Below are 17,712 nucleotides of genomic sequence, written 5' to 3' on the forward strand. Positions count from 1 at the left end.
CCTATATGACAAGGTGAACATACAGTGCGAATGCGCGGGGTGCAGGGATTGCCCGTTCAAGAGCAGATGCACAAAGTCTGCAGGCAACAGGACCATGACATTATGCAGAAAGCTTGAGGATTTTCATGAACACGTCGATGCATCACTTGACACGCCGGTAGGCAGAGAGCTTATGACCGCAAGACAGGTGTTCAGCGAGGGAGCATTCGGAATCATCAAGCAGGACTACGGATATGACAGATTACGACGAAGAGGCAATTCCAATGTATCTTTTGAGATATTCATGGTCGCAATCGGATTCAATATCAGGAAATATCACAATATGATTCGTAAAAGAAAGCCGAGCGAAGAAAGCATGAAGTGCTGCTAGAACAGTTGTTCACATACTGAAAAACGTTATTCACAGCTATATAGGGATATTGCGCCCAAAAATGGGGGCTTTTTTATGTCTAAATGCCCGTAAACAGATTTTATCTGGCTGTAGGGAGTCAAAAAAAGAAAAAAAGAGCTGGTCCAGCTCAGTGATTATCCATAAATCTCTTTACTGGGTCAGCCCCTTTTAAAAAAAACTAGAGGTAGAACGCTGTTCCACCTCTCCCAAAAAACAAAAATGTTTTTCAATTGTATAATTATAGTACTTTTTTGAAGAAAGATTGTCAATAATATCTATAAAAAAATAATCTTTGAGTCTGATTACAGGATTATGGATGAACTCAGATATTCTTCATTGCTTTTTTCTTTGCATTAAGCGGTACATAGTGATTGAATAAAAAGAAGTGATATATATTAGAAAAGTATTTAATTATTTTTTGTAATGTTGAAATAGGGATTTCTTTTATTCATGAATTATTACTTTCTATGTATGTATTCAATAATAAGTAGAAAATAGTTGAACTTAATTTTTAATCATTAAAACTATAAAAACTCCAATAACCATTGACCATAACGTAACGTCATGGTTTACTTTTTATATAGTTCAATATAAAGGAGAGACTATTATGAAAGGTATTATTCTCGCAGGGGGGAGTGGAACTAGACTCTACCCATTAACAATGGTTACTAGTAAGCAGTTATTGCCTATCTATGATAAACCAATGATTTATTATCCATTAAGCATTATGATGCAGGCAGGTATTAAGGATATCCTTATTATTTCAACTCCAAATGATACACCTCGTTTTGAAGAGTTATTAGGAGATGGGCATCAGTTTGGTATCTCATTACAGTATAAAGTACAGCCTAGTCCTGATGGATTGGCTCAAGCATTCTTGCTTGGAGAAGACTTCATTGACGGAGATTCATGTGCCATGATTTTAGGAGATAATATCTTCCATGGACATGGTCTAGTAAAAAGATTAAAAGCAGCTGCTTCTAGAGAAGAAGGAGCTACAGTCTTTGGTTATTATGTAGATGATCCTGAACGTTTTGGTATTGTAGAATTCAACGATGAAGGTAAAGCTGTTTCTATTGAAGAAAAACCAGCTCAGCCTAAATCAAACTATGCGGTTACTGGGTTATACTTCTATGACAAGAATGTCGTAGAATACGCTAAAACTATTAAACCAAGTGCTAGAGGTGAATTAGAAATCACTGACTTGAATAAGATTTATCTTGAAAAAGGTAAGCTTAATGTAGAACTATTAGGACAAGGATTCACTTGGTTAGATACAGGTACACATGAATCACTAGTTGATGCAACTAACTTTGTAAAGACTGTTGAAACACACCAGCATAGAAAGATTGCTTGTCTTGAAGAGATTGCTTATAATAATGGCTGGATCTCTAAAGATGAATTAATTGAGAGATATGAACTTTTAAAGAAGAACCAGTATGGTGCTTACTTAAAAGATGTTATTGATGGAAAATACATGGATTAAAAGGAGATTAAAATGAATATTATCGTTACTGGCGGAGCTGGGTTTATTGGCTCAAACTTTGTTTTTCATATGTTAAAGAAGTATCCAGATTATAGAATTATCTGTGTTGATGCATTAACATATGCAGGAAACTTATCAACTTTGGAACCTGTTATGGATAATCCAAACTTTAGATTTGTAAAGCTTGATATTACTGATAGAGAAGGTGTCTATAAGTTATTTGAAGAAGAACATCCTGATGTAGTAGTTAACTTTGCGGCTGAATCTCATGTAGATAGATCAATTGAAAATCCAGAGATTTTCTTACAGACAAATATTATTGGTACATCTACATTAATGGATGCATGTAGAAAATATGGTATTAAGAGATATCATCAGGTTTCTACTGATGAAGTTTATGGTGATCTTCCATTAGATAGACCAGATCTATTCTTTACTGAAGAAACACCTATTCATACTTCATCACCTTATTCATCATCTAAGGCTGGTGCTGATTTATTGGTTTTAGCTTATCATAGAACTTATGGTTTACCTGTTACTATTTCTAGATGTAGTAATAACTATGGACCATATCATTTCCCTGAAAAGCTTATCCCATTAATGATTGCCAATGCTTTAAATGATAAGCCATTACCTGTATATGGAGAAGGATTAAACGTAAGAGATTGGCTTTATGTAGAAGATCATTGTAAAGCAATCGATTTAATCATTCACAAAGGTAAAGTTGGAGAAGTCTACAACGTAGGTGGTCATAATGAAAAGAGCAATATTGAAATTGTTAAGATCATCTGTAAAGAATTAGGTAAACCTGAATCATTAATTACTCATGTAGAAGATAGAAAAGGTCACGACATGAGATACGCAATTGATCCTACTAAGATTCATAATGAATTAGGATGGCTTCCTGAAACTAAGTTTGAAGATGGTATCAAGAAGACAATCAAATGGTATCTAGAAAACAAGAAATGGTGGGAAGACATTATTTCAGGTGACTACCAGAACTATTACGATAAAATGTACGGCGATAGAAAAGAGGTTAAGTAATGAAAGTATTCGTTACAGGCGTAGCTGGACAGCTCGGACATGATGTCATGAACGAACTCGCTAAAAGAGGCTACGAAGGAATCGGTACGGATCTAAAGGAAACATACAGTGGTGTACAGGACGGGAGCCCTGTAACCACTATGCCGTATGTTTCTTTAGATATTACTGACGCTAAAGCGGTAGAAGAAACAATCACAAAGGTTAACCCTGATGTGATTGTTCACTGTGCAGCATGGACAGCTGTCGATGCGGCAGAGGATGAGGATAAGAAGGATCTTGTACATAAGATCAATGTGGAAGGGACACAGAATATTGCAAATGTCGCAAAGAAGATTGATGCAAAAATGGTGTACATTTCTACAGATTATGTATTCAATGGACAAGGTGAAACACCTTGGGATCCTGATTGTAAAGATTATGCACCATTATCAGTATATGGTGAAACAAAGCTTGGTGGTGAACAGGCTGTCTCTAATACGTTAGATAAATACTTTATCGTGCGTATTGCATGGGTCTTTGGATTAAATGGAAACAACTTCATTAAGACAATGTTAAGAGTAGGAAAAACACATGATCAGGTTACTGTCGTAAGTGATCAGATTGGTACACCTACATACACATTGGATCTATCAAGATTACTAGTAGATATGATTGAAACTGATAAGTATGGTTACTATCACGCTACAAATGAAGGTGGATTCATTTCATGGTATGAATTTACAAAAGAAATCTATAGACAGGCAGGATACTCAACTAAAGTTCTACCTGTGACAACAGAAGAATATGGTATCTCTAAAGCAGCAAGACCATTCAATTCTAGATTAGATAAATCTAAACTAGTAAAGAATGGATTTACTCCATTGCCAACATGGCAGGATGCTTTATCAAGATACCTTAAAGAACTAAACATGGAGGAACTATAAGATGGGACAGATTCAAGTAGAAAAGAATGTTGGTGGCATTGAAGGTTTACATATTATCACACCAGCAGTACATGGAGATAACAGAGGATATTTCACTGAAACATATAATCAGAGAGATATGCATGAAGCAGGATTAGATATGGTCTTTGTACAGGATAATGAATCATCAAGTACAAAAGGTGTACTAAGAGGGTTACATTTCCAGAAACAGTTCCCACAGGGTAAACTAGTAAGAGTCATCAAAGGTGCTGTTTATGATGTAGCAGTAGACTTAAGAGCAGATTCTAAGACATATGGTAAATGGTATGGTGTAGAATTAACTGAAGACAATCATAAACAGTTCTATATCTCAGAAGGATTTGCACATGGATTCTTAGTATTATCTGATGAAGCTAAGTTCTGTTACAAGGTAACTGACTTCTATCATCCAGGTGATGAAGGTGGACTTGCATGGAATGATCCTGAAATCGGTATTGAATGGCCTCATCTTAAAGGAGAATATAAGGGAACAGCTGATCCTGAAGGTTATACTTTAGAAGACGGTACACCACTTAACTTCTCTGACAAAGATAAGCTTTGGTTACCTTTAAAAGAAACATTTAAGTTTTAATTACTGACATAAATTTATAATTACACGTAAAAATTAATATCGTTTTGTAAGAGCCGTGCGAATAACATGGCTCTAATTTTTATAAAATATTTAACATTATTTAGGGGATTTAAGTATATGAAATTTTTTTCCAGCGATCGGTTCCTTGTTCGATTGTTTCAAGTAGTTTTTTTCTTGTTTTTTTGTTGGGTTTTTGTAATTGTGCTTGAATCGTTTTTTAAGCAACAATTAACGCCATTTATTTTTGTGCTGCCACTTATGTTGTTTCTCTTTTGTCTATATTATTGCATTAATAAGTATTTTGATGAAAATGAAAAGAAACTAAAGTATTTAACAGCTATAATAATTGGATTTTGCATACTTGTTTATTTCTTTCTTGCCAACAAGATGAAATTTTATGCGAATGCCGATTTAGAATGTATTTATAAAATTGCTTTACGTTATGCGAAAACTCACGATTTTACAACTGCATATAAAGCTGTTACTCTTTATGATTACTTAGCAACTTATCCAAATAATCATATGGTATTTTTTATGTTATCGATATTTTATAGAATATTGAATAGTTTAAATCTACTGAAGTATTATCTTACTGCAAGTGTGAATTTATCAGCATTATTTATGAGTCTCTCGCTGATTTTTACATGGCTTTCCTGTAAAGAAATATTTGGATATAAAAAATCTTTGTTCATTGTAATTTTAACGGGGATGTTCTTACCGTTAACTTTGTATGTATCCTATTTTTATACAGATGTACTTGCCTTGCCTTTTTTCACGGGTGCTTTATATTTGTATTTTAAAGCAATCAAAATTGAGAAAACGAAAAAAAGATTATTATTATTTGCACTCTCTACATTAGTTTTCTCTATTGGATATAAAATGAAGGGGAGCCTTGGTATACCATTTTTAGTATGCGTTATATATCTTCTTTTAAAATGGAATTGGCGAAAATCTATTCCTGCTGTGTTGTGTTTGATACTAATATTTACTGTAAATATTAGTATTATTAAAACAGGATTTAATCTATTGGGAATAGTAAATGAAGAAAGATTATATAAACATGAGTTCCCTTCTGAACATTGGATTGCAATGGGATTGTTAGATCCAGGTGGATTTTATTTGCCAGACTTTCAGCATACATTAAGTTTAAAGAACTCAACGATAAAGAAGAAGGAATGTAGGAAAATTATTAGCCAAAGATTAAATGAAATGATTGATAAAGGCAAAGTATATAGTCATTTAAAAAATAAAACAGATTTTATTTGGTCTGAGGCAGATTATCATGTTTCTCTTCAGGTATGGGAATATCCATCAGATCCATATAGATATGGTCTAGAAAATTTTAATCGTTTAGTACATCCAAATTCTAAAATATATAATCTTTTCAAAAAAGGTGAGCCTGCAAATGATTTTTTCATGATATATACAAAATGTTTTCATTTATTATTTTTTGTGATGTTATTTATTGGCACTTTTAAAATGTTTATTAGACCTACAATAAACGCAAGACTTATTTATCAGGGAATTACTTTAGGCATTGCATTATTCTTGCTAATTTGGGAAGCACGTTCTAGATATTTATTATCATTAACTCCAGCAATGTTGATGCTTATGTTCTATGGCTTTGATGATTTGTATTTATTATCTCAAAGAATAGTAGATAGAGTGAAAAATAATAACTGATAGGTTTAAAATGTTTTCGCACTCCGTTAGGGAGTGCGTTTTATTATCTTATAAATTTATGTTGTAATGAATTTATATATTCAACAGGTAGAGTGAGTTTTGGGCATAAAAGATATGACTTTATAAATTATCATTGTTTAAGATTGTCTATCATATGATTGAATTCTATTTAAAATAAATATCTCGTAAAACTTGTGGCATAGAGGTAAACATCATTTCAACTATTGTTTTGGCCGGTGTTATGTTGTCATGGAGCAGCCATTCTTTCGTCATGCCTACACAGCCATAACAATAGAGTTTGATGCTAAACTGGATTTGTGGATCAAGTGTATTAGTATTAAGGATCCTTTTAGCTTCTTGGGTATATCTATTTGTATAATATTCTACGATGTATTTCCAAAGAGCATTTTGAGAAGAATCCTCAAATGCTCTTTTATAAAATAAGAAATCATTTCTCATTTTATTCATATGATGAGCTGCGGATTCGCTAGAGATGATATTGGTATCTATTGCAGAATCATAAAAGATCCATGCAACTAAATCATATTTATCTTTAAAATGATAATAAAAAACAGGTCTACCTATTTGTGCCTCATTACAAATCTCTGTGACTCTTATTTTCTCAATTGACTTTTTATTCATTAGTCTTTTCATAGCTTCAGCTATCCATAGTTTTGTACGATTAGTCATGTCTTATCTCCTTTTATACAAAAATGCGAATCTGTATTAATTCTTAACATTATTATAATTGTGTATATTTCTTTTTCCAATAGAGTTCATAAAATAGAATTAAAGGTATCGTAATGAGGAGGAAGACTATGTCAAAAAGAGTATGTAACATCTTAGAAATTGAAAAACCAATCATTCAAGGACCACTTAACTGGTTGACAGATGCAAAATATGTCGCAGCAGTGAGTAATGCTGGTGGATTAGGAGTTATTGGCTTTAATGCAGGAATAAAAGAGCCAGTGTTCACAATTGAAGAAACAATGGAAAACATAAGAAATGAAATAAGACGTGTAAAAGAATTAACAGATAAGCCATTTGGACTCAATATTGCACCTACTTCTGATGATCCAGAAGTAGATAGATTTACAGGACCGACATTAGAAGTCATGAAAGAAGAAAAAGTTTCAGTTGCAGTAATGGTTGGAGAACTTATGCCAGGATGGATCAAAAAATTCCATGATAATCATATTAAAGTTGTATTCAGAGCTGCTAATCCGAATATAGAAAACACTAAAGAAGCAATCAAGGCGGGGGTTGATATTCTAGTAGCAACTGGGTTTGATGAAGGAGGAACTGTTCCAACAAAAGCAATAGGAACATTTTCAATTGTTCCTATGATTGTTGATGCAACAGAAGGAAAAGTACCTGTTATGGCTGCCGGAGGCATTAGTGATGAAAGAACCGCAAAAGCTGCTTTTGCATTAGGAGCAGAAGGACTCTATGTAGGAACAGCTTTCATGATGGCAGAAGAATCCCCATTGGCAAAAAATATTAAAGAAGAAGGTACTAAGATTAATGCAACTGATTTAATCATGTATAGAACAGTTCCAGCTTATTATCGTTCATTAAAAGGAGAACTTCCTAATAAATTATTAAAAATGAGTAGAGAAGGTGCAAGTGAAGAAGAAATCTATAAAGCACAAAACGCCTACATAGGAATGAGAGATGGAATGTTAATGGGAGATCTTACAAAAGGATATGCCTCATTTGGATTAGGTATATCCATGATCAATAAGATTGAACCCGTTTCAGTTATTATGAACAGATTAATGAAAGGAATAGAAGAATGAAATTTTAGAACTTAGCTATAAAAAATATTCTATCTTATTTGAAGTAATGAGAGATTATCTCAATTAAAAAAGTAATACCATTTATGATTTAGGTTTATTACGACTCAAGAGAGTCTATAAGATTCATATTAACAAAAATACAATTTAGAAGAACATCTGTTACCACAATGATGTACGAAGATTCTATTGAGATAATAAGTTTTGATTCATTGGAAGTAGTAGAAACATTCATTCTGTCTTAATATATTGTACTTGTTATGATGCTAGGTCGTAGTGACCTTAATGATATTAAATGACATTATTAAATAATTATAAGGAGGGTATTATGCATTTTACAGAAACAGTATATAGAAATCCGTATTGGCCAACATTTCCCCTTCTTCAAATTACACAGGGGTGCACACACAATAAATGTAAGTTCTGTAGCATGTATAAGGATGTTGATTTTAGATTACAACCACTTGAATGGGTAGAAGAAGATCTAAAAGAAATAGCAGAAATCTCACCTGATCAACGACAATACAGTTATTATCAGCTAATCCATTAGTGATGAGTTTTGAAAAACTAAAACATATACTAGAACTCATTAATAAGTATCTACCTAATATAGAATATATCTATACTCAAGGAAGAGTTTCAGATTTAAAAAATAAAACTGTAGCACAATTAAAAGAATCAAGAGCATTAGGAATGAAAGAAATCTCACTTGGAATAGAAAGTGGGGATGATTGGACACTTGAAAGAATTAATAAAGGATATACATCAGAAGATATTCTTACACAATGTCATAAACTAGAAGAAGCAGGAATTGATTATTGGATGACATTCTTAAATGGTGTAGCAGGTGCGCAACACAGTCGAGAACACGCTATTGAATCCGCACATATCTTTAGTCAATGTAAACCAAAGGTTGTCGGAACAGGAGGGTTAACGCTATTTCCAGACACACCACTTCTACAAGAAGTACAAAAAGGGGAATTTACTTCTCTTTCAGAGTCTCAAATGTTAGAAGAACTTTTATTATTTGTAGAAAACCTTACATGTGATGCCACATTTATTACGCATCATACAATATCAGGAATAAATCTTACAGGACCTGATTTCTTAAAAAGAAAAGATCAAATCATTTCTTCACTACGACATGAAATAAAATACGGTAATCATGATCAGATGGCAATGATCAGAAACACTAAACAAACACTTTAAATACTTTTAAATAATTAAAGAGCTGATTATCATTAACATGGTTTTACAAAGATTTGAGGGAAGAAATCTATATGAATTGGCTATTGATGCTAAGTCTACTATATGAAATAAAGTGGAAAGCTTAGGTATGATACCTTTGCTTTCCACTTTTTATATGAGCAGTTTAGTAGGAATTACTTACAAATTTTGTTATTGTGTGAATATAGGCAAATATTATTTATAATAATCTTTTACAGCTTTAATGAACTCTTTAGTAAGAGATAAATCTGCCCCATTAAAATAGTAAATACCAAAATCATTTCTTGGTGTTTCCAGCCAAGGAAGAGTTAAGATTCCTTCATCTTCAGCGACTTGAAATTCAGGAACAAGGGCAAAGCCAAATCCCGCTTTGACAAGTCCATATGCCTCATTGACATTTTCACAGATGATATTATTTAACTTATTGTTAACGGGCAATAAAGTCCTTCCTCTAGAAAAATAAGATTTCAGTAGATAAGGTGGAAGAGCGATAACTTGTTCAATAGGAAATAAATCAGATGTATGTACTGCCTTTAAATCTTTAAAAGTATGATAAGCATCATGCTCTTTTGAAATGATAAAAACAAATCCATCATGATGAATAGGTTCAAAACTAATATGAGAATCTTTGAATAATGCATCTTTCATGCATACTACAACATCTAAAAAATGATTGCTTAAGGCCTGTAAATTCGTATTGGTCTGATTATAGACAAGCTTAGGAGAAAGAGTAGCATCTCCAATATACATATCTGAAAGAGCTTGAGTAATCATCTTTATAGACTGGGGATCAGTATATCCAATCTTGAATGAATGATATTCATTGATCTTATAATTATTGATCCATTCTTTAGAATGGTAATAAGTATCAAGCATACTTTTTGCTTCAGGAAGAAATTGATTACCTATTTCACTAAGTTTTACAGAACGCGTTGTTCTATAGAATAGCTCACAGCCAAGCTCTTTTTCAAGAGATTTAATCTGCTTAGAAACTGCAGGTTGAGTAAGATGTAATTCTTCCGCACATCTTGCGTAGTTTAATGTAGAAGATAGAGTGATAAAACATTCCAGTTGATTTGTATTCATTTTATTTATTCCTTTCTGTTATTAAAGATAACATATATTCATTTCTCAATGAAGGTAAATTGAAATATCATGTAAATGAAAGAGAGAAAGAATATGGATAAATTAAAAAGAACAGTTCAGATGTTAAAGAAATATCCTATGCAGTACTTGGGTGTTATTGGACTAGATGGAAAACCAAAAGTAAAGGCTTTTGAATTTAAGTTTGAAGAAAATGGAAAGCTTTATTTTGATGTTATCAGGGGAAGTGAAACCTATAAGGAATTAAGTGTTAATCCCTATTGTGAAATAACTGTCGCATCAAGAAAAGATCTAGAATGGATTCGAATAAGCGGCAAGGTGAGATTTGTGAATGAAGTGTATTTAAGGGATAAATTATTTGATCATAGTGAAATATTATCGCAGAAGTATGGTTATATACGAGAACTTGTGATGCCATTTACTTTAGATGATGTTCATGTCAGTATTAGCAATCTCAATGATCAAAATAATGTAAGTTTTGATTTATAACAGGAGGATAGGTATGAAAGCAGCAGTCATCTATGAAGCAGGGGGACCTGAGAAGTTGTCGATTCAGGAAGTAGCCCGTCCTGATGTAAAAGAAGGGTGGTCACTTATTAAAGTAATAGGACGTGGCATCAATCATTCAGAAATCTTTACAAGAAAAGGAGAATCACCAAGTGTAAAGTTTCCAAGAATATTAGGTATTGAGTGTGTAGGCGTTGTAGAGGAATCTACATCACCTACACTTGTGAAAGGACAAAAAGTTGTATCACTTATGGGCGAAATGGGAAGAGCATTTGATGGCAGCTATGCTGAATACTGTCTTCTTCCTAATGAACAGATTTATCCTATTGAAAGCAATCTTTCCTGGGAAGAGATTGCTGCTGTACCTGAAACGTACTATACGGCTTACCTTTCTTTGATGAATTTGAAAATCAATGAAGTAGATAGTGTACTTGTGAGAGCCGCAACAAGCGGTGTAGGTTTTGCATTTCTCAAGTTGCTTAAAGGGAAGTATCCGCACATTCATGTAACTGGAACAACCAGAAATATTGAGAAGATGGAATTATTGCTTGAATCAGGATTTGATGAGGTTATCATCGATTATCAAAATAAACTTCAGACAAGCAAGAAATATGATAAGATTCTTGATCTTGTCGGACCAGCTGCACTTAAGAATACATTCAAGCATATAAATAAATCAGGAATTATCTGTGTAACTGGATTGCTTGGAAATCAATGGTCATTTGATTTTGAACCATTGGTAGATATGCCCGGATCAGTATATCTTACGACCGCATTAAGTGCTGATCGTAATGAGAAAGAGATGAATGATCTATTTGCTTATATTGAAAACAATCATATCAATGTGAAGCCAGAAAAGATCTTTACACTTGATACGATTGTAGAAGCACATAGGTATTTAGAATCATCAAATAGTTTTGGAAAAGTTGTGGTCATGGGAGGAAATGAATATGAAAATAATTAAGACATTAATGCTTACAGTTTTATCAATAACGTTACTGGTAGGATGTTCTTCATCTAATAAGCCAGTCATCAGAGTTGGCAGTAAGAACTTTACAGAAAATGAAGTATTGGCAGAAATCTATTCTTTAGCATTGGAAGATGCTGGATTTAAGGTGAATCGTCAATTTGATATTTCATCAAGTGCTGTACACACATCTATTGTCAATAATAAGATTGATCTTTATCCTGGATATACAGGAACCGCATATATTTCAATATTGGGGTATACCGAAACAGTATCTGGGGATGAAATTTACAAGATTGTAAAAGAAGAATATAAGAAAAAATATAAATTAGAATGGCTAGAAAAATCCCCGGCACAAGACAGCAATGGTTTAGCTGTATCTAGTAGAGTAAGTAAGAAATATGGTATTAAGACAATTAGTGATTTACAGAAACATGCATCAAAACTAAGAGTTATTTCTCAAGGAGAATTTGATAAAAGAGCAGATGGAATTCCTGGATTAACTAAGGTGTATGGAGAATTTAAATTTAAATCAATCAAGGTTTATGACAATGCATTAAAGTATTCTCTTCTTGATGAAGATAAAGGTGATGTCATTCCAGCATATACATCAGAAGGACAGCTTACAAGTTCTAAATATGTACTACTAGAAGATGATAAGCATTTCTGGCCAGATTATAATGTTGCACCGATTGTAAGAAGTGATATCTTAAAAAAATATCCTAAGATTGCGTCTATATTAGATCCTATCAATAAGAAATTAACGACAAAGGATCTACAGACTCTCAATAAAAAAGTTGATATTGATAAACAGGATTATCAGGATGTCGCAAAAGAATATTATGAATCATTAAAATAGGAGATGGTACTATGGAATATTTTACGCAGTATGGAGGTGAATATATTCGTTTAGTGATTGAGCATCTTCAAATTAGTCTTCTTGCGATTATCGTATCTATTATTATTGGAATCGTACTTGGCATTGTTGCGACAAGATTTAATAAAACTGAAAAAACATTGCTTTTTCTTGCTTCCAATTTACGAATTATTCCCTCATTGGCTGTGCTTATTTTCTTGGTTCCCTACCTTGGAACGGGGCTAATGCCAACTCTTGTTGCACTGGTATTATTAGGAATACCACCGGTGCTTCTTAATACAATCAAAGGGATCAATAATGTTCCAGAATATGTTGTGGAGGCGGCTTTAGGTATGGGATATGATAAGCGTACGTTATTTAGAAAGATTGTTTTTCCTTTGGCTTTACCAGTAATCTTTAATGGGATACAGATTACGACAACTGAAGTCATTGCCAGCACTACCTTAGCTGCCTACATTGGGGCAGGAGGTCTAGGTGAACTGATCATGTCAGGAGTAGGATTAATGAGATTTGATTATCTTTGGATTGGTGGATTAAGTGTTTCTGCAATATCCCTTATGGCCATGTTAATGCTGACGGGGATAAGAAGATTTCTAAGAAAGTATGAGGTATAGACATGATTGAAATAAAAGATGTTTATAAAAAATATGAAAATAGCTCTTATCCGGCATTGGACCATATTAATTTAACAATCAACGATGGAGAACTTATTACTGTTCTAGGTACATCAGGATGTGGCAAGACAACGCTTATTAAGGCAATTAATAAGCTGCATGATATTGATTCAGGAGAAATAATTATTGATCATAAGAACATCAATGATGTAGATGGTGTCGCACTTCGTCGTACCATTGGTTATGTTATTCAACAAGTAGGACTCTTTCCTCATATGACCATTGCTGAAAATATTGCGACAATTCCTGAATTGTTAAAGTGGGAAAAGGATAGAATCAATAAGCGAGTAGATGAGCTTTTAGAAATGATAGATCTTCCTAAAGAATATAAAAACAGATACCCAAGAGAACTTTCTGGTGGCCAGCAACAAAGAGTTGGTCTTGTAAGAGCCTTGGCTGCTGATCCTCATATTGTATTGCTTGATGAACCTTTTGGCGCAATTGATGCTATTACAAGAGAACATCTTCAAGATGAATTGATAAGAATCCATAAAAATGGAAATAAAATATTTATATTTGTAACTCATGATCTCAATGAAGCATTTAAGCTTGGAGATAAAGTGATAATTATGGATAAAGGAAGAGTTGAGCAATTTGATACACCAGATCATATAAAAGCATATCCTGCTACTCCTTTTGTAAAAAAACTATTAGGAGTAGCCTATGATTAAATATTGGATAGAACATTATGATAAGTTTATGGTGGGATTAATAGAACATCTTCAGCTTACTGTTATTACAGTATTCATTTCTATTATTATTTCATTGCTTATTACATTATTAATAAGAAAATACAAACGAGTTCAGATTATCGTTAATGGAATATTTAGTGGACTGTATTCTATTCCAAGTTTAGCATTGTTTGCGATGCTTATTCCTTTTACTGGTCTAGGATTAGAAACAGCGGTTATTGTACTTGTGATATATAATCAGTATATTCTTGTACGTACCAATATCGCTGGATTAGATCAAGTTGATTCTCATATTATTGAAGCCGCAAAAGGAATGGGCATGACAGATTTTCAGATACTCTATAAAGTGCAGTTCCCTTTGGCTTTACCTATTATCTTTGGTGGAATACGTTTAGCCACTATCTCCACAATAAGTATTGGTACCATTGCGGCAGGAATTGGAGCTGGTGGTCTTGGTAGACTACTATTTGAAGGATTAAGACAAATGAACCAGGCAAAAGTTGTAGGTGGAACTATCTTGGTTATTATTTTATCAATAAGTATTGGTCGTATCTTTGAGATTATTGAAAATAATCTCAAGAAGAATTTTGGATTAAAAAGCTAAATTGAGATTTAGCTTTTTTAATTTGACTCTCTTTATTAATTCATATTAATATTATATTGAAATTAGAAAGGAGCACTATGGCTAATAAAAGATCATCAATTTATAAGTATATAAACTTGAAAAATATCAATAACTTTAAAAGCATCCTTGATCATGGTGTATATGCTTGTCCTTGTGAACTATTAAATGATCCATTTGAATGGGAAAGAATAGATGAACATGGGAAAGGAAGATATCGTATTGCCTGTTTTTCCTTTAGTAGAAACTCAAAACTTATGTGGGGACATTACGCAGATGGACATAGAGGATGCATGATTCATTTTGTCCTACCTGATGATTATGATTCATCATTTACATCTTCTAATCTATTAAGAAAAGTCAATTATGAAAACAAGATTGGCTATGACAAAATTTCTTCTGATTATGAAAGACTTTATCATAAAGATAAAAAGTGGCAGTATGAAAATGAAATAAGAGCAGTATTTGATTTAGAAGAACATGACTCTAATCAATGGGAAATAATAGATAATCTAGTTTTCTATAAAATAAAAGTTCAAAGCATCTTCTTTGGATGTGAGACATTCAAAGAAGATAACTATAAACAAGTATTAAAAGTAATCTATGATTATAATCAAAATCATTCAAGAAAGATTAAAGTTGGCAAATTTAAAATTAAAGAGAGTTCTAAATATGCCTTTGAGCAAGATAATGAATTTAGTTTTGAAGATGAGTTAAGAAGATATAAAATTATTTAATATAAGAAGATCAATCACGGTCTTCTTTTTATTTGAAGTAATTGAAGTTTATTTGAAGTGACATTGAAGTTGACTTTGAAGTAATATTGAAGTTGATTTTGAAGTACTTCAATTAAAATGAAGAACATTATAGCATATAAGAATTTCACACCAAATATCTGTTGGATATTTGGTATTTTTTTAAAAATAAATTCATCTATTGACTTGGAGTGAACTCAAAGGAGTATAGTTAAAGTACAGGGAGGAATGCCATGACAATAAAGGAAGTATGTAAACAATTTGATATTAGTGCAGATACTCTTAGATATTATGAACGAGTAGGAGTTATTCCTAAAGTAAAAAGAACTAAGGGTGGTATTCGTGATTATTCAGAAGAAGATATCAGCTGGGTAGAGAATGCAATTTGTATGAGAAGTGCTGGTGTTCCAGTTGAGATGCTTATTGAGTATGTGAAACTTTATCAGGAAGGTGATAATACTCTAGAAGCGAGAAGAGATCTTCTTATTGAAGCACGTGTTGAAGTACAAAATAAGATTGATCAATATGTAGAAACATTAAACAAGCTTAATTTTAAGATTTCACGTTATGAAGAAGCCATTAAAACTGGCGTTCTTTCATGGGAAGAATAGGAGGAATAGAAAATGCAAAATTTTGATTATCACACACCTACAAGACTTATTTTTGGTAAAGATGTCATTAAGGAATTACCTGAAGTCATGAATCAATTTGGTAAAAAGATTCTATTGACTTATGGAGGAGGAAGTATTAAAAAGATTGGTCTTTATGATAAAGTAAAAGAACTATTAAAAGACTTTGATATTTATGAATTATCTGGAATAGAGCCAAATCCAAAGTATGATCCAAGTGTACTTGATGGAGTAAAGATGTGTAAAGATAATGATGTGGATGTCATCTTGGCAGTAGGTGGAGGAAGTGTCCTTGACTGTTCAAAAGCTATTGCGGCTGGTGCTAAGTATGATGGTGATCCATGGGATCTTATTTCTTATCAAGTAAAAGCCAAAGATGCGCTTCCTATTGTAGATATTATTACTTTAGCTGCTACAGGAAGTGAATATGATGCAGGTGGTGTCATTTCAAGAACAGAGACAAATGATAAGATTGGCTATGTGGATCCGTTGCTTTTCCCTGCAGTCTCATTCTTAGATCCTACTTATACATTTACTGTATCTAAGAAACAGACAGCTGCTGGCTGTGCTGATGCTATGAACCATATTATGGAACAGTATTTCTGTGAAGATTCAACTTTACTTAATGATGGTTTCATGGAAGCTGGATTGAAGAGTCTTATGATCAATGCAAAGAAATGTCTAGATAATCCAGAAGACTACAATGCAAGAGCAGAAATGATGCTTACTTGTACATATGGATGTAATGGTATCTATTCACTTGGAAACAGTCAATCTGGATGGCCACTACATGGTATGGAACATGTTTTATCTGCTTATTATGATATTACTCATGGTGAAGGTTTAGCTATTATTACCCCAAGATGGATGAAACATGTCTTAAGTGAAAAAACAGTAGATCGTTTTGTGAAATATGGTGTAAATGTCTTTAATATTGATCCATCATTAGACAAGATGGATATTGCTAATAAGGCCATTGAAGAAACTTACAAGTTCTTTGAATCAATCAATATTCCAATGCACCTTAGAGAAGTTGGTATTGATGAAAGCAAAATTGATGAAATGGCTCATCATGTAGCTATCAATGAAGGATTAGATGAAGCATGGGTTCCACTTCAAGAGAAAGATATCAGCGATATCTTTAGAGCGTCTCTATAATATGAGCAGAAAAAACTTTGGTGCTAAGCCTCTCATGTATCCTCAGCCAGTTCTTATTATTGGAACCTATGATGAGAACGGTGTCCCTAATGCGATGAATGCGGCTTGGGGAATTACGACTGATTTTAAAGAGATTTCTATCAGTCTTTCTGATCATAAGACCACTGATAATTTAAAAGTAAAGAATGCTTTTACAGTAAGTATGGCTACAGAAGATCAGGTCGTAGCTTGTGATTTTGTAGGGGTTGTATCAGGAAGAAAGAATCCAGATAAATTCAAGCAGGCTAACTTCCATGCTACAAAGAGTGAATTTGTGGATGCTCCATTGATTGATGAACTCCCATTAGCTTTAGAATGTAAAGTAAAAAGCTTTGAGGATGGTATTCTTATTGGAGAAATCATCAATGTATCCGCAGATGAAAGTGTATTAACTGATGGACAATTGGATATAAGAAAACTAAAACCAATCAGCTTCAATCCTTTTGACAATAAATACTATGGAGTAGGAGAAGAAGTAGGTCATGCCTTTAAGGATGGTTTAACTCTAAGAGAACGCTAAAAAAGCGT

The 17,712-nt window shown here is 33.0% G+C and carries 21 protein-coding genes; 19 read left to right on the forward strand and 2 right to left on the reverse strand.

All coding sequences use genetic code 11. The features are described 5' to 3' along the window. The 6 genes from J6L95_RS00005 to J6L95_RS00030 form a co-directional block, all read left to right on the forward strand. Window positions 1-370, forward strand: a 370-nt coding sequence (locus J6L95_RS00005; RefSeq protein WP_287457604.1) for a transposase, incomplete at its 5' end; no start/stop codon positions are given. Window positions 371-998: 628 nt separating this feature from the next. Continuing rightward, window positions 999-1,877, forward strand: coding sequence for a glucose-1-phosphate thymidylyltransferase RfbA (rfbA, locus tag J6L95_RS00010; protein ID WP_287457605.1), 879 nt, complete (start codon window positions 999-1,001; stop codon window positions 1,875-1,877). 12 nt (window positions 1,878-1,889) lie between these two features. Next, the gene (rfbB, locus tag J6L95_RS00015; protein ID WP_029072526.1) at window positions 1,890-2,921 is read left to right on the forward strand and encodes a dTDP-glucose 4,6-dehydratase; all 1,032 of its coding nucleotides are present in this window, start codon (window positions 1,890-1,892) and stop codon (window positions 2,919-2,921) included. Beyond that, window positions 2,921-3,844: a dTDP-4-dehydrorhamnose reductase gene (gene rfbD / locus J6L95_RS00020; protein ID WP_287457608.1), complete on the forward strand. Its 924-nt coding sequence runs from the start codon at window positions 2,921-2,923 to the stop codon at window positions 3,842-3,844. The genes rfbB and rfbD overlap by 1 nt, the downstream gene beginning before the upstream one ends. 1 nt (window position 3,845) lies before the next feature. Then, on the forward strand, window positions 3,846-4,454 hold the full coding sequence (gene rfbC, locus J6L95_RS00025; protein WP_029072528.1) for a dTDP-4-dehydrorhamnose 3,5-epimerase: 609 nt from the start codon (window positions 3,846-3,848) through the stop codon (window positions 4,452-4,454). A 117-nt stretch (window positions 4,455-4,571) separates the two neighbouring features. Next, window positions 4,572-6,137, forward strand: a complete 1,566-nt coding sequence (locus J6L95_RS00030) for a glycosyltransferase family 39 protein (RefSeq protein WP_287457609.1) — start codon at window positions 4,572-4,574, stop codon at window positions 6,135-6,137. Window positions 6,138-6,302: 165 nt separating this feature from the next. Here the strand turns inward: J6L95_RS00030 and J6L95_RS00035 are convergent, their stop codons facing one another. Continuing rightward, window positions 6,303-6,827 (reverse strand): TetR/AcrR family transcriptional regulator C-terminal domain-containing protein, encoded by a 525-nt coding sequence (locus tag J6L95_RS00035; RefSeq protein ID WP_287457610.1) that lies wholly within the window; start codon window positions 6,825-6,827, stop codon window positions 6,303-6,305. Window positions 6,828-6,955: 128 nt separating this feature from the next. Between J6L95_RS00035 and J6L95_RS00040 the strand changes: the two genes are divergently transcribed. The 3 genes from J6L95_RS00040 to J6L95_RS00050 all read left to right on the forward strand — a co-directional run bounded on the left by J6L95_RS00040 (window position 6,956) and on the right by J6L95_RS00050 (window position 9,142). Further along, window positions 6,956-7,936, forward strand: coding sequence for an NAD(P)H-dependent flavin oxidoreductase (locus J6L95_RS00040; RefSeq protein ID WP_287457611.1), 981 nt, complete (start codon window positions 6,956-6,958; stop codon window positions 7,934-7,936). A gap of 325 nt (window positions 7,937-8,261) precedes the next feature. Beyond that, window positions 8,262-8,483 (forward strand): radical SAM family protein, encoded by a 222-nt coding sequence (locus tag J6L95_RS00045; RefSeq protein ID WP_287457613.1) that lies wholly within the window; start codon window positions 8,262-8,264, stop codon window positions 8,481-8,483. 143 nt (window positions 8,484-8,626) lie between these two features. Further along, entirely contained in the window at window positions 8,627-9,142 is a 516-nt protein-coding gene (locus J6L95_RS00050; protein WP_287457614.1) for a radical SAM protein, read from the forward strand. Window positions 9,143-9,355: 213 nt separating this feature from the next. Here the strand turns inward: J6L95_RS00050 and J6L95_RS00055 are convergent, their stop codons facing one another. Continuing rightward, complete coding sequence (locus J6L95_RS00055; RefSeq protein ID WP_287457615.1) at window positions 9,356-10,246, reverse strand: LysR family transcriptional regulator; 891 nt, start codon at window positions 10,244-10,246, stop codon at window positions 9,356-9,358. Window positions 10,247-10,339: 93 nt separating this feature from the next. On the opposite strand from J6L95_RS00055, the gene J6L95_RS00060 reads away from it, so the two are divergent. The 10 genes from J6L95_RS00060 (at window position 10,340) to J6L95_RS00105 (ending at window position 17,704) form a co-directional block, all read left to right on the forward strand. Beyond that, window positions 10,340-10,753 carry a pyridoxamine 5'-phosphate oxidase family protein gene (locus J6L95_RS00060; protein WP_287457616.1) on the forward strand — a complete coding sequence of 138 codons (414 nt, stop codon included), beginning with the start codon at window positions 10,340-10,342 and terminating at the stop codon, window positions 10,751-10,753. A 13-nt stretch (window positions 10,754-10,766) separates the two neighbouring features. Further along, the gene (locus tag J6L95_RS00065) at window positions 10,767-11,735 is read left to right on the forward strand and encodes a zinc-binding dehydrogenase (RefSeq protein WP_287457617.1); all 969 of its coding nucleotides are present in this window, start codon (window positions 10,767-10,769) and stop codon (window positions 11,733-11,735) included. Continuing rightward, window positions 11,722-12,597 carry a glycine betaine ABC transporter substrate-binding protein gene (locus J6L95_RS00070; RefSeq protein WP_287457618.1) on the forward strand — a complete coding sequence of 292 codons (876 nt, stop codon included), beginning with the start codon at window positions 11,722-11,724 and terminating at the stop codon, window positions 12,595-12,597. The genes J6L95_RS00065 and J6L95_RS00070 overlap by 14 nt, the downstream gene beginning before the upstream one ends. Before the next feature lie 11 nt (window positions 12,598-12,608). Further along, on the forward strand, window positions 12,609-13,229 hold the full coding sequence (locus tag J6L95_RS00075; protein WP_287457619.1) for an ABC transporter permease: 621 nt from the start codon (window positions 12,609-12,611) through the stop codon (window positions 13,227-13,229). A gap of 2 nt (window positions 13,230-13,231) precedes the next feature. Further along, window positions 13,232-13,960 carry an ABC transporter ATP-binding protein gene (locus J6L95_RS00080; RefSeq protein WP_287457620.1) on the forward strand — a complete coding sequence of 243 codons (729 nt, stop codon included), beginning with the start codon at window positions 13,232-13,234 and terminating at the stop codon, window positions 13,958-13,960. Further along, window positions 13,953-14,585 (forward strand): ABC transporter permease, encoded by a 633-nt coding sequence (locus J6L95_RS00085; RefSeq protein WP_029071116.1) that lies wholly within the window; start codon window positions 13,953-13,955, stop codon window positions 14,583-14,585. The genes J6L95_RS00080 and J6L95_RS00085 overlap by 8 nt, the downstream gene beginning before the upstream one ends. Window positions 14,586-14,662: 77 nt before the next feature. Then, a complete protein-coding gene (locus J6L95_RS00090) occupies window positions 14,663-15,340 on the forward strand; it encodes a DUF2971 domain-containing protein (protein WP_287457622.1) in 678 nt (225 codons plus the stop codon). 251 nt (window positions 15,341-15,591) lie between these two features. Further along, complete coding sequence (locus J6L95_RS00095) at window positions 15,592-15,969, forward strand: MerR family transcriptional regulator (protein ID WP_287457623.1); 378 nt, start codon at window positions 15,592-15,594, stop codon at window positions 15,967-15,969. 12 nt (window positions 15,970-15,981) lie between these two features. After that, complete coding sequence (locus J6L95_RS00100; protein ID WP_287457624.1) at window positions 15,982-17,145, forward strand: iron-containing alcohol dehydrogenase; 1,164 nt, start codon at window positions 15,982-15,984, stop codon at window positions 17,143-17,145. Between the two features lies 1 nt (window position 17,146). Then, a complete protein-coding gene (locus J6L95_RS00105; protein WP_287457625.1) occupies window positions 17,147-17,704 on the forward strand; it encodes a flavin reductase family protein in 558 nt (185 codons plus the stop codon). Window positions 17,705-17,712 lie beyond the last annotated feature (8 nt).

This window comes from Kandleria sp. (assembly GCF_017934775.1).
Taxonomy (GTDB): Bacteria; Bacillota_I; Bacilli_A; order Erysipelotrichales; family Coprobacillaceae; genus Kandleria; species Kandleria vitulina.

Bases quoted from the DNA above. Each gene is read 5' to 3' on its own strand.
- J6L95_RS00070 (WP_287457618.1), top strand. From the start codon at position 11,722: ATGAAAATAATTAAGACATTAATGCTTACAGTTTTATCAATAACGTTA.
- rfbC (WP_029072528.1), top strand. From the start codon at position 3,846: ATGGGACAGATTCAAGTAGAAAAGAATGTTGGTGGCATTGAAGGTTTA.
- J6L95_RS00105 (WP_287457625.1), top strand. From the start codon at position 17,147: ATGAGCAGAAAAAACTTTGGTGCTAAGCCTCTCATGTATCCTCAGCCA.
- J6L95_RS00065 (WP_287457617.1), top strand. From the start codon at position 10,767: ATGAAAGCAGCAGTCATCTATGAAGCAGGGGGACCTGAGAAGTTGTCG.
- J6L95_RS00100 (WP_287457624.1), top strand. From the start codon at position 15,982: ATGCAAAATTTTGATTATCACACACCTACAAGACTTATTTTTGGTAAA.
- rfbA (WP_287457605.1), top strand. From the start codon at position 999: ATGAAAGGTATTATTCTCGCAGGGGGGAGTGGAACTAGACTCTACCCA.
- J6L95_RS00045 (WP_287457613.1), top strand. From the start codon at position 8,262: ATGCATTTTACAGAAACAGTATATAGAAATCCGTATTGGCCAACATTT.
- rfbB (WP_029072526.1), top strand. From the start codon at position 1,890: ATGAATATTATCGTTACTGGCGGAGCTGGGTTTATTGGCTCAAACTTT.
- rfbD (WP_287457608.1), top strand. From the start codon at position 2,921: ATGAAAGTATTCGTTACAGGCGTAGCTGGACAGCTCGGACATGATGTC.
- J6L95_RS00090 (WP_287457622.1), top strand. From the start codon at position 14,663: ATGGCTAATAAAAGATCATCAATTTATAAGTATATAAACTTGAAAAAT.
- J6L95_RS00055 (WP_287457615.1), bottom strand. From the start codon at position 10,246: ATGAATACAAATCAACTGGAATGTTTTATCACTCTATCTTCTACATTA.
- J6L95_RS00095 (WP_287457623.1), top strand. From the start codon at position 15,592: ATGACAATAAAGGAAGTATGTAAACAATTTGATATTAGTGCAGATACT.
- J6L95_RS00080 (WP_287457620.1), top strand. From the start codon at position 13,232: ATGATTGAAATAAAAGATGTTTATAAAAAATATGAAAATAGCTCTTAT.
- J6L95_RS00030 (WP_287457609.1), top strand. From the start codon at position 4,572: ATGAAATTTTTTTCCAGCGATCGGTTCCTTGTTCGATTGTTTCAAGTA.
- J6L95_RS00050 (WP_287457614.1), top strand. From the start codon at position 8,627: ATGAAAGAAATCTCACTTGGAATAGAAAGTGGGGATGATTGGACACTT.
- J6L95_RS00075 (WP_287457619.1), top strand. From the start codon at position 12,609: ATGGAATATTTTACGCAGTATGGAGGTGAATATATTCGTTTAGTGATT.
- J6L95_RS00060 (WP_287457616.1), top strand. From the start codon at position 10,340: ATGGATAAATTAAAAAGAACAGTTCAGATGTTAAAGAAATATCCTATG.
- J6L95_RS00035 (WP_287457610.1), bottom strand. From the start codon at position 6,827: ATGACTAATCGTACAAAACTATGGATAGCTGAAGCTATGAAAAGACTA.
- J6L95_RS00040 (WP_287457611.1), top strand. From the start codon at position 6,956: ATGTCAAAAAGAGTATGTAACATCTTAGAAATTGAAAAACCAATCATT.
- J6L95_RS00085 (WP_029071116.1), top strand. From the start codon at position 13,953: ATGATTAAATATTGGATAGAACATTATGATAAGTTTATGGTGGGATTA.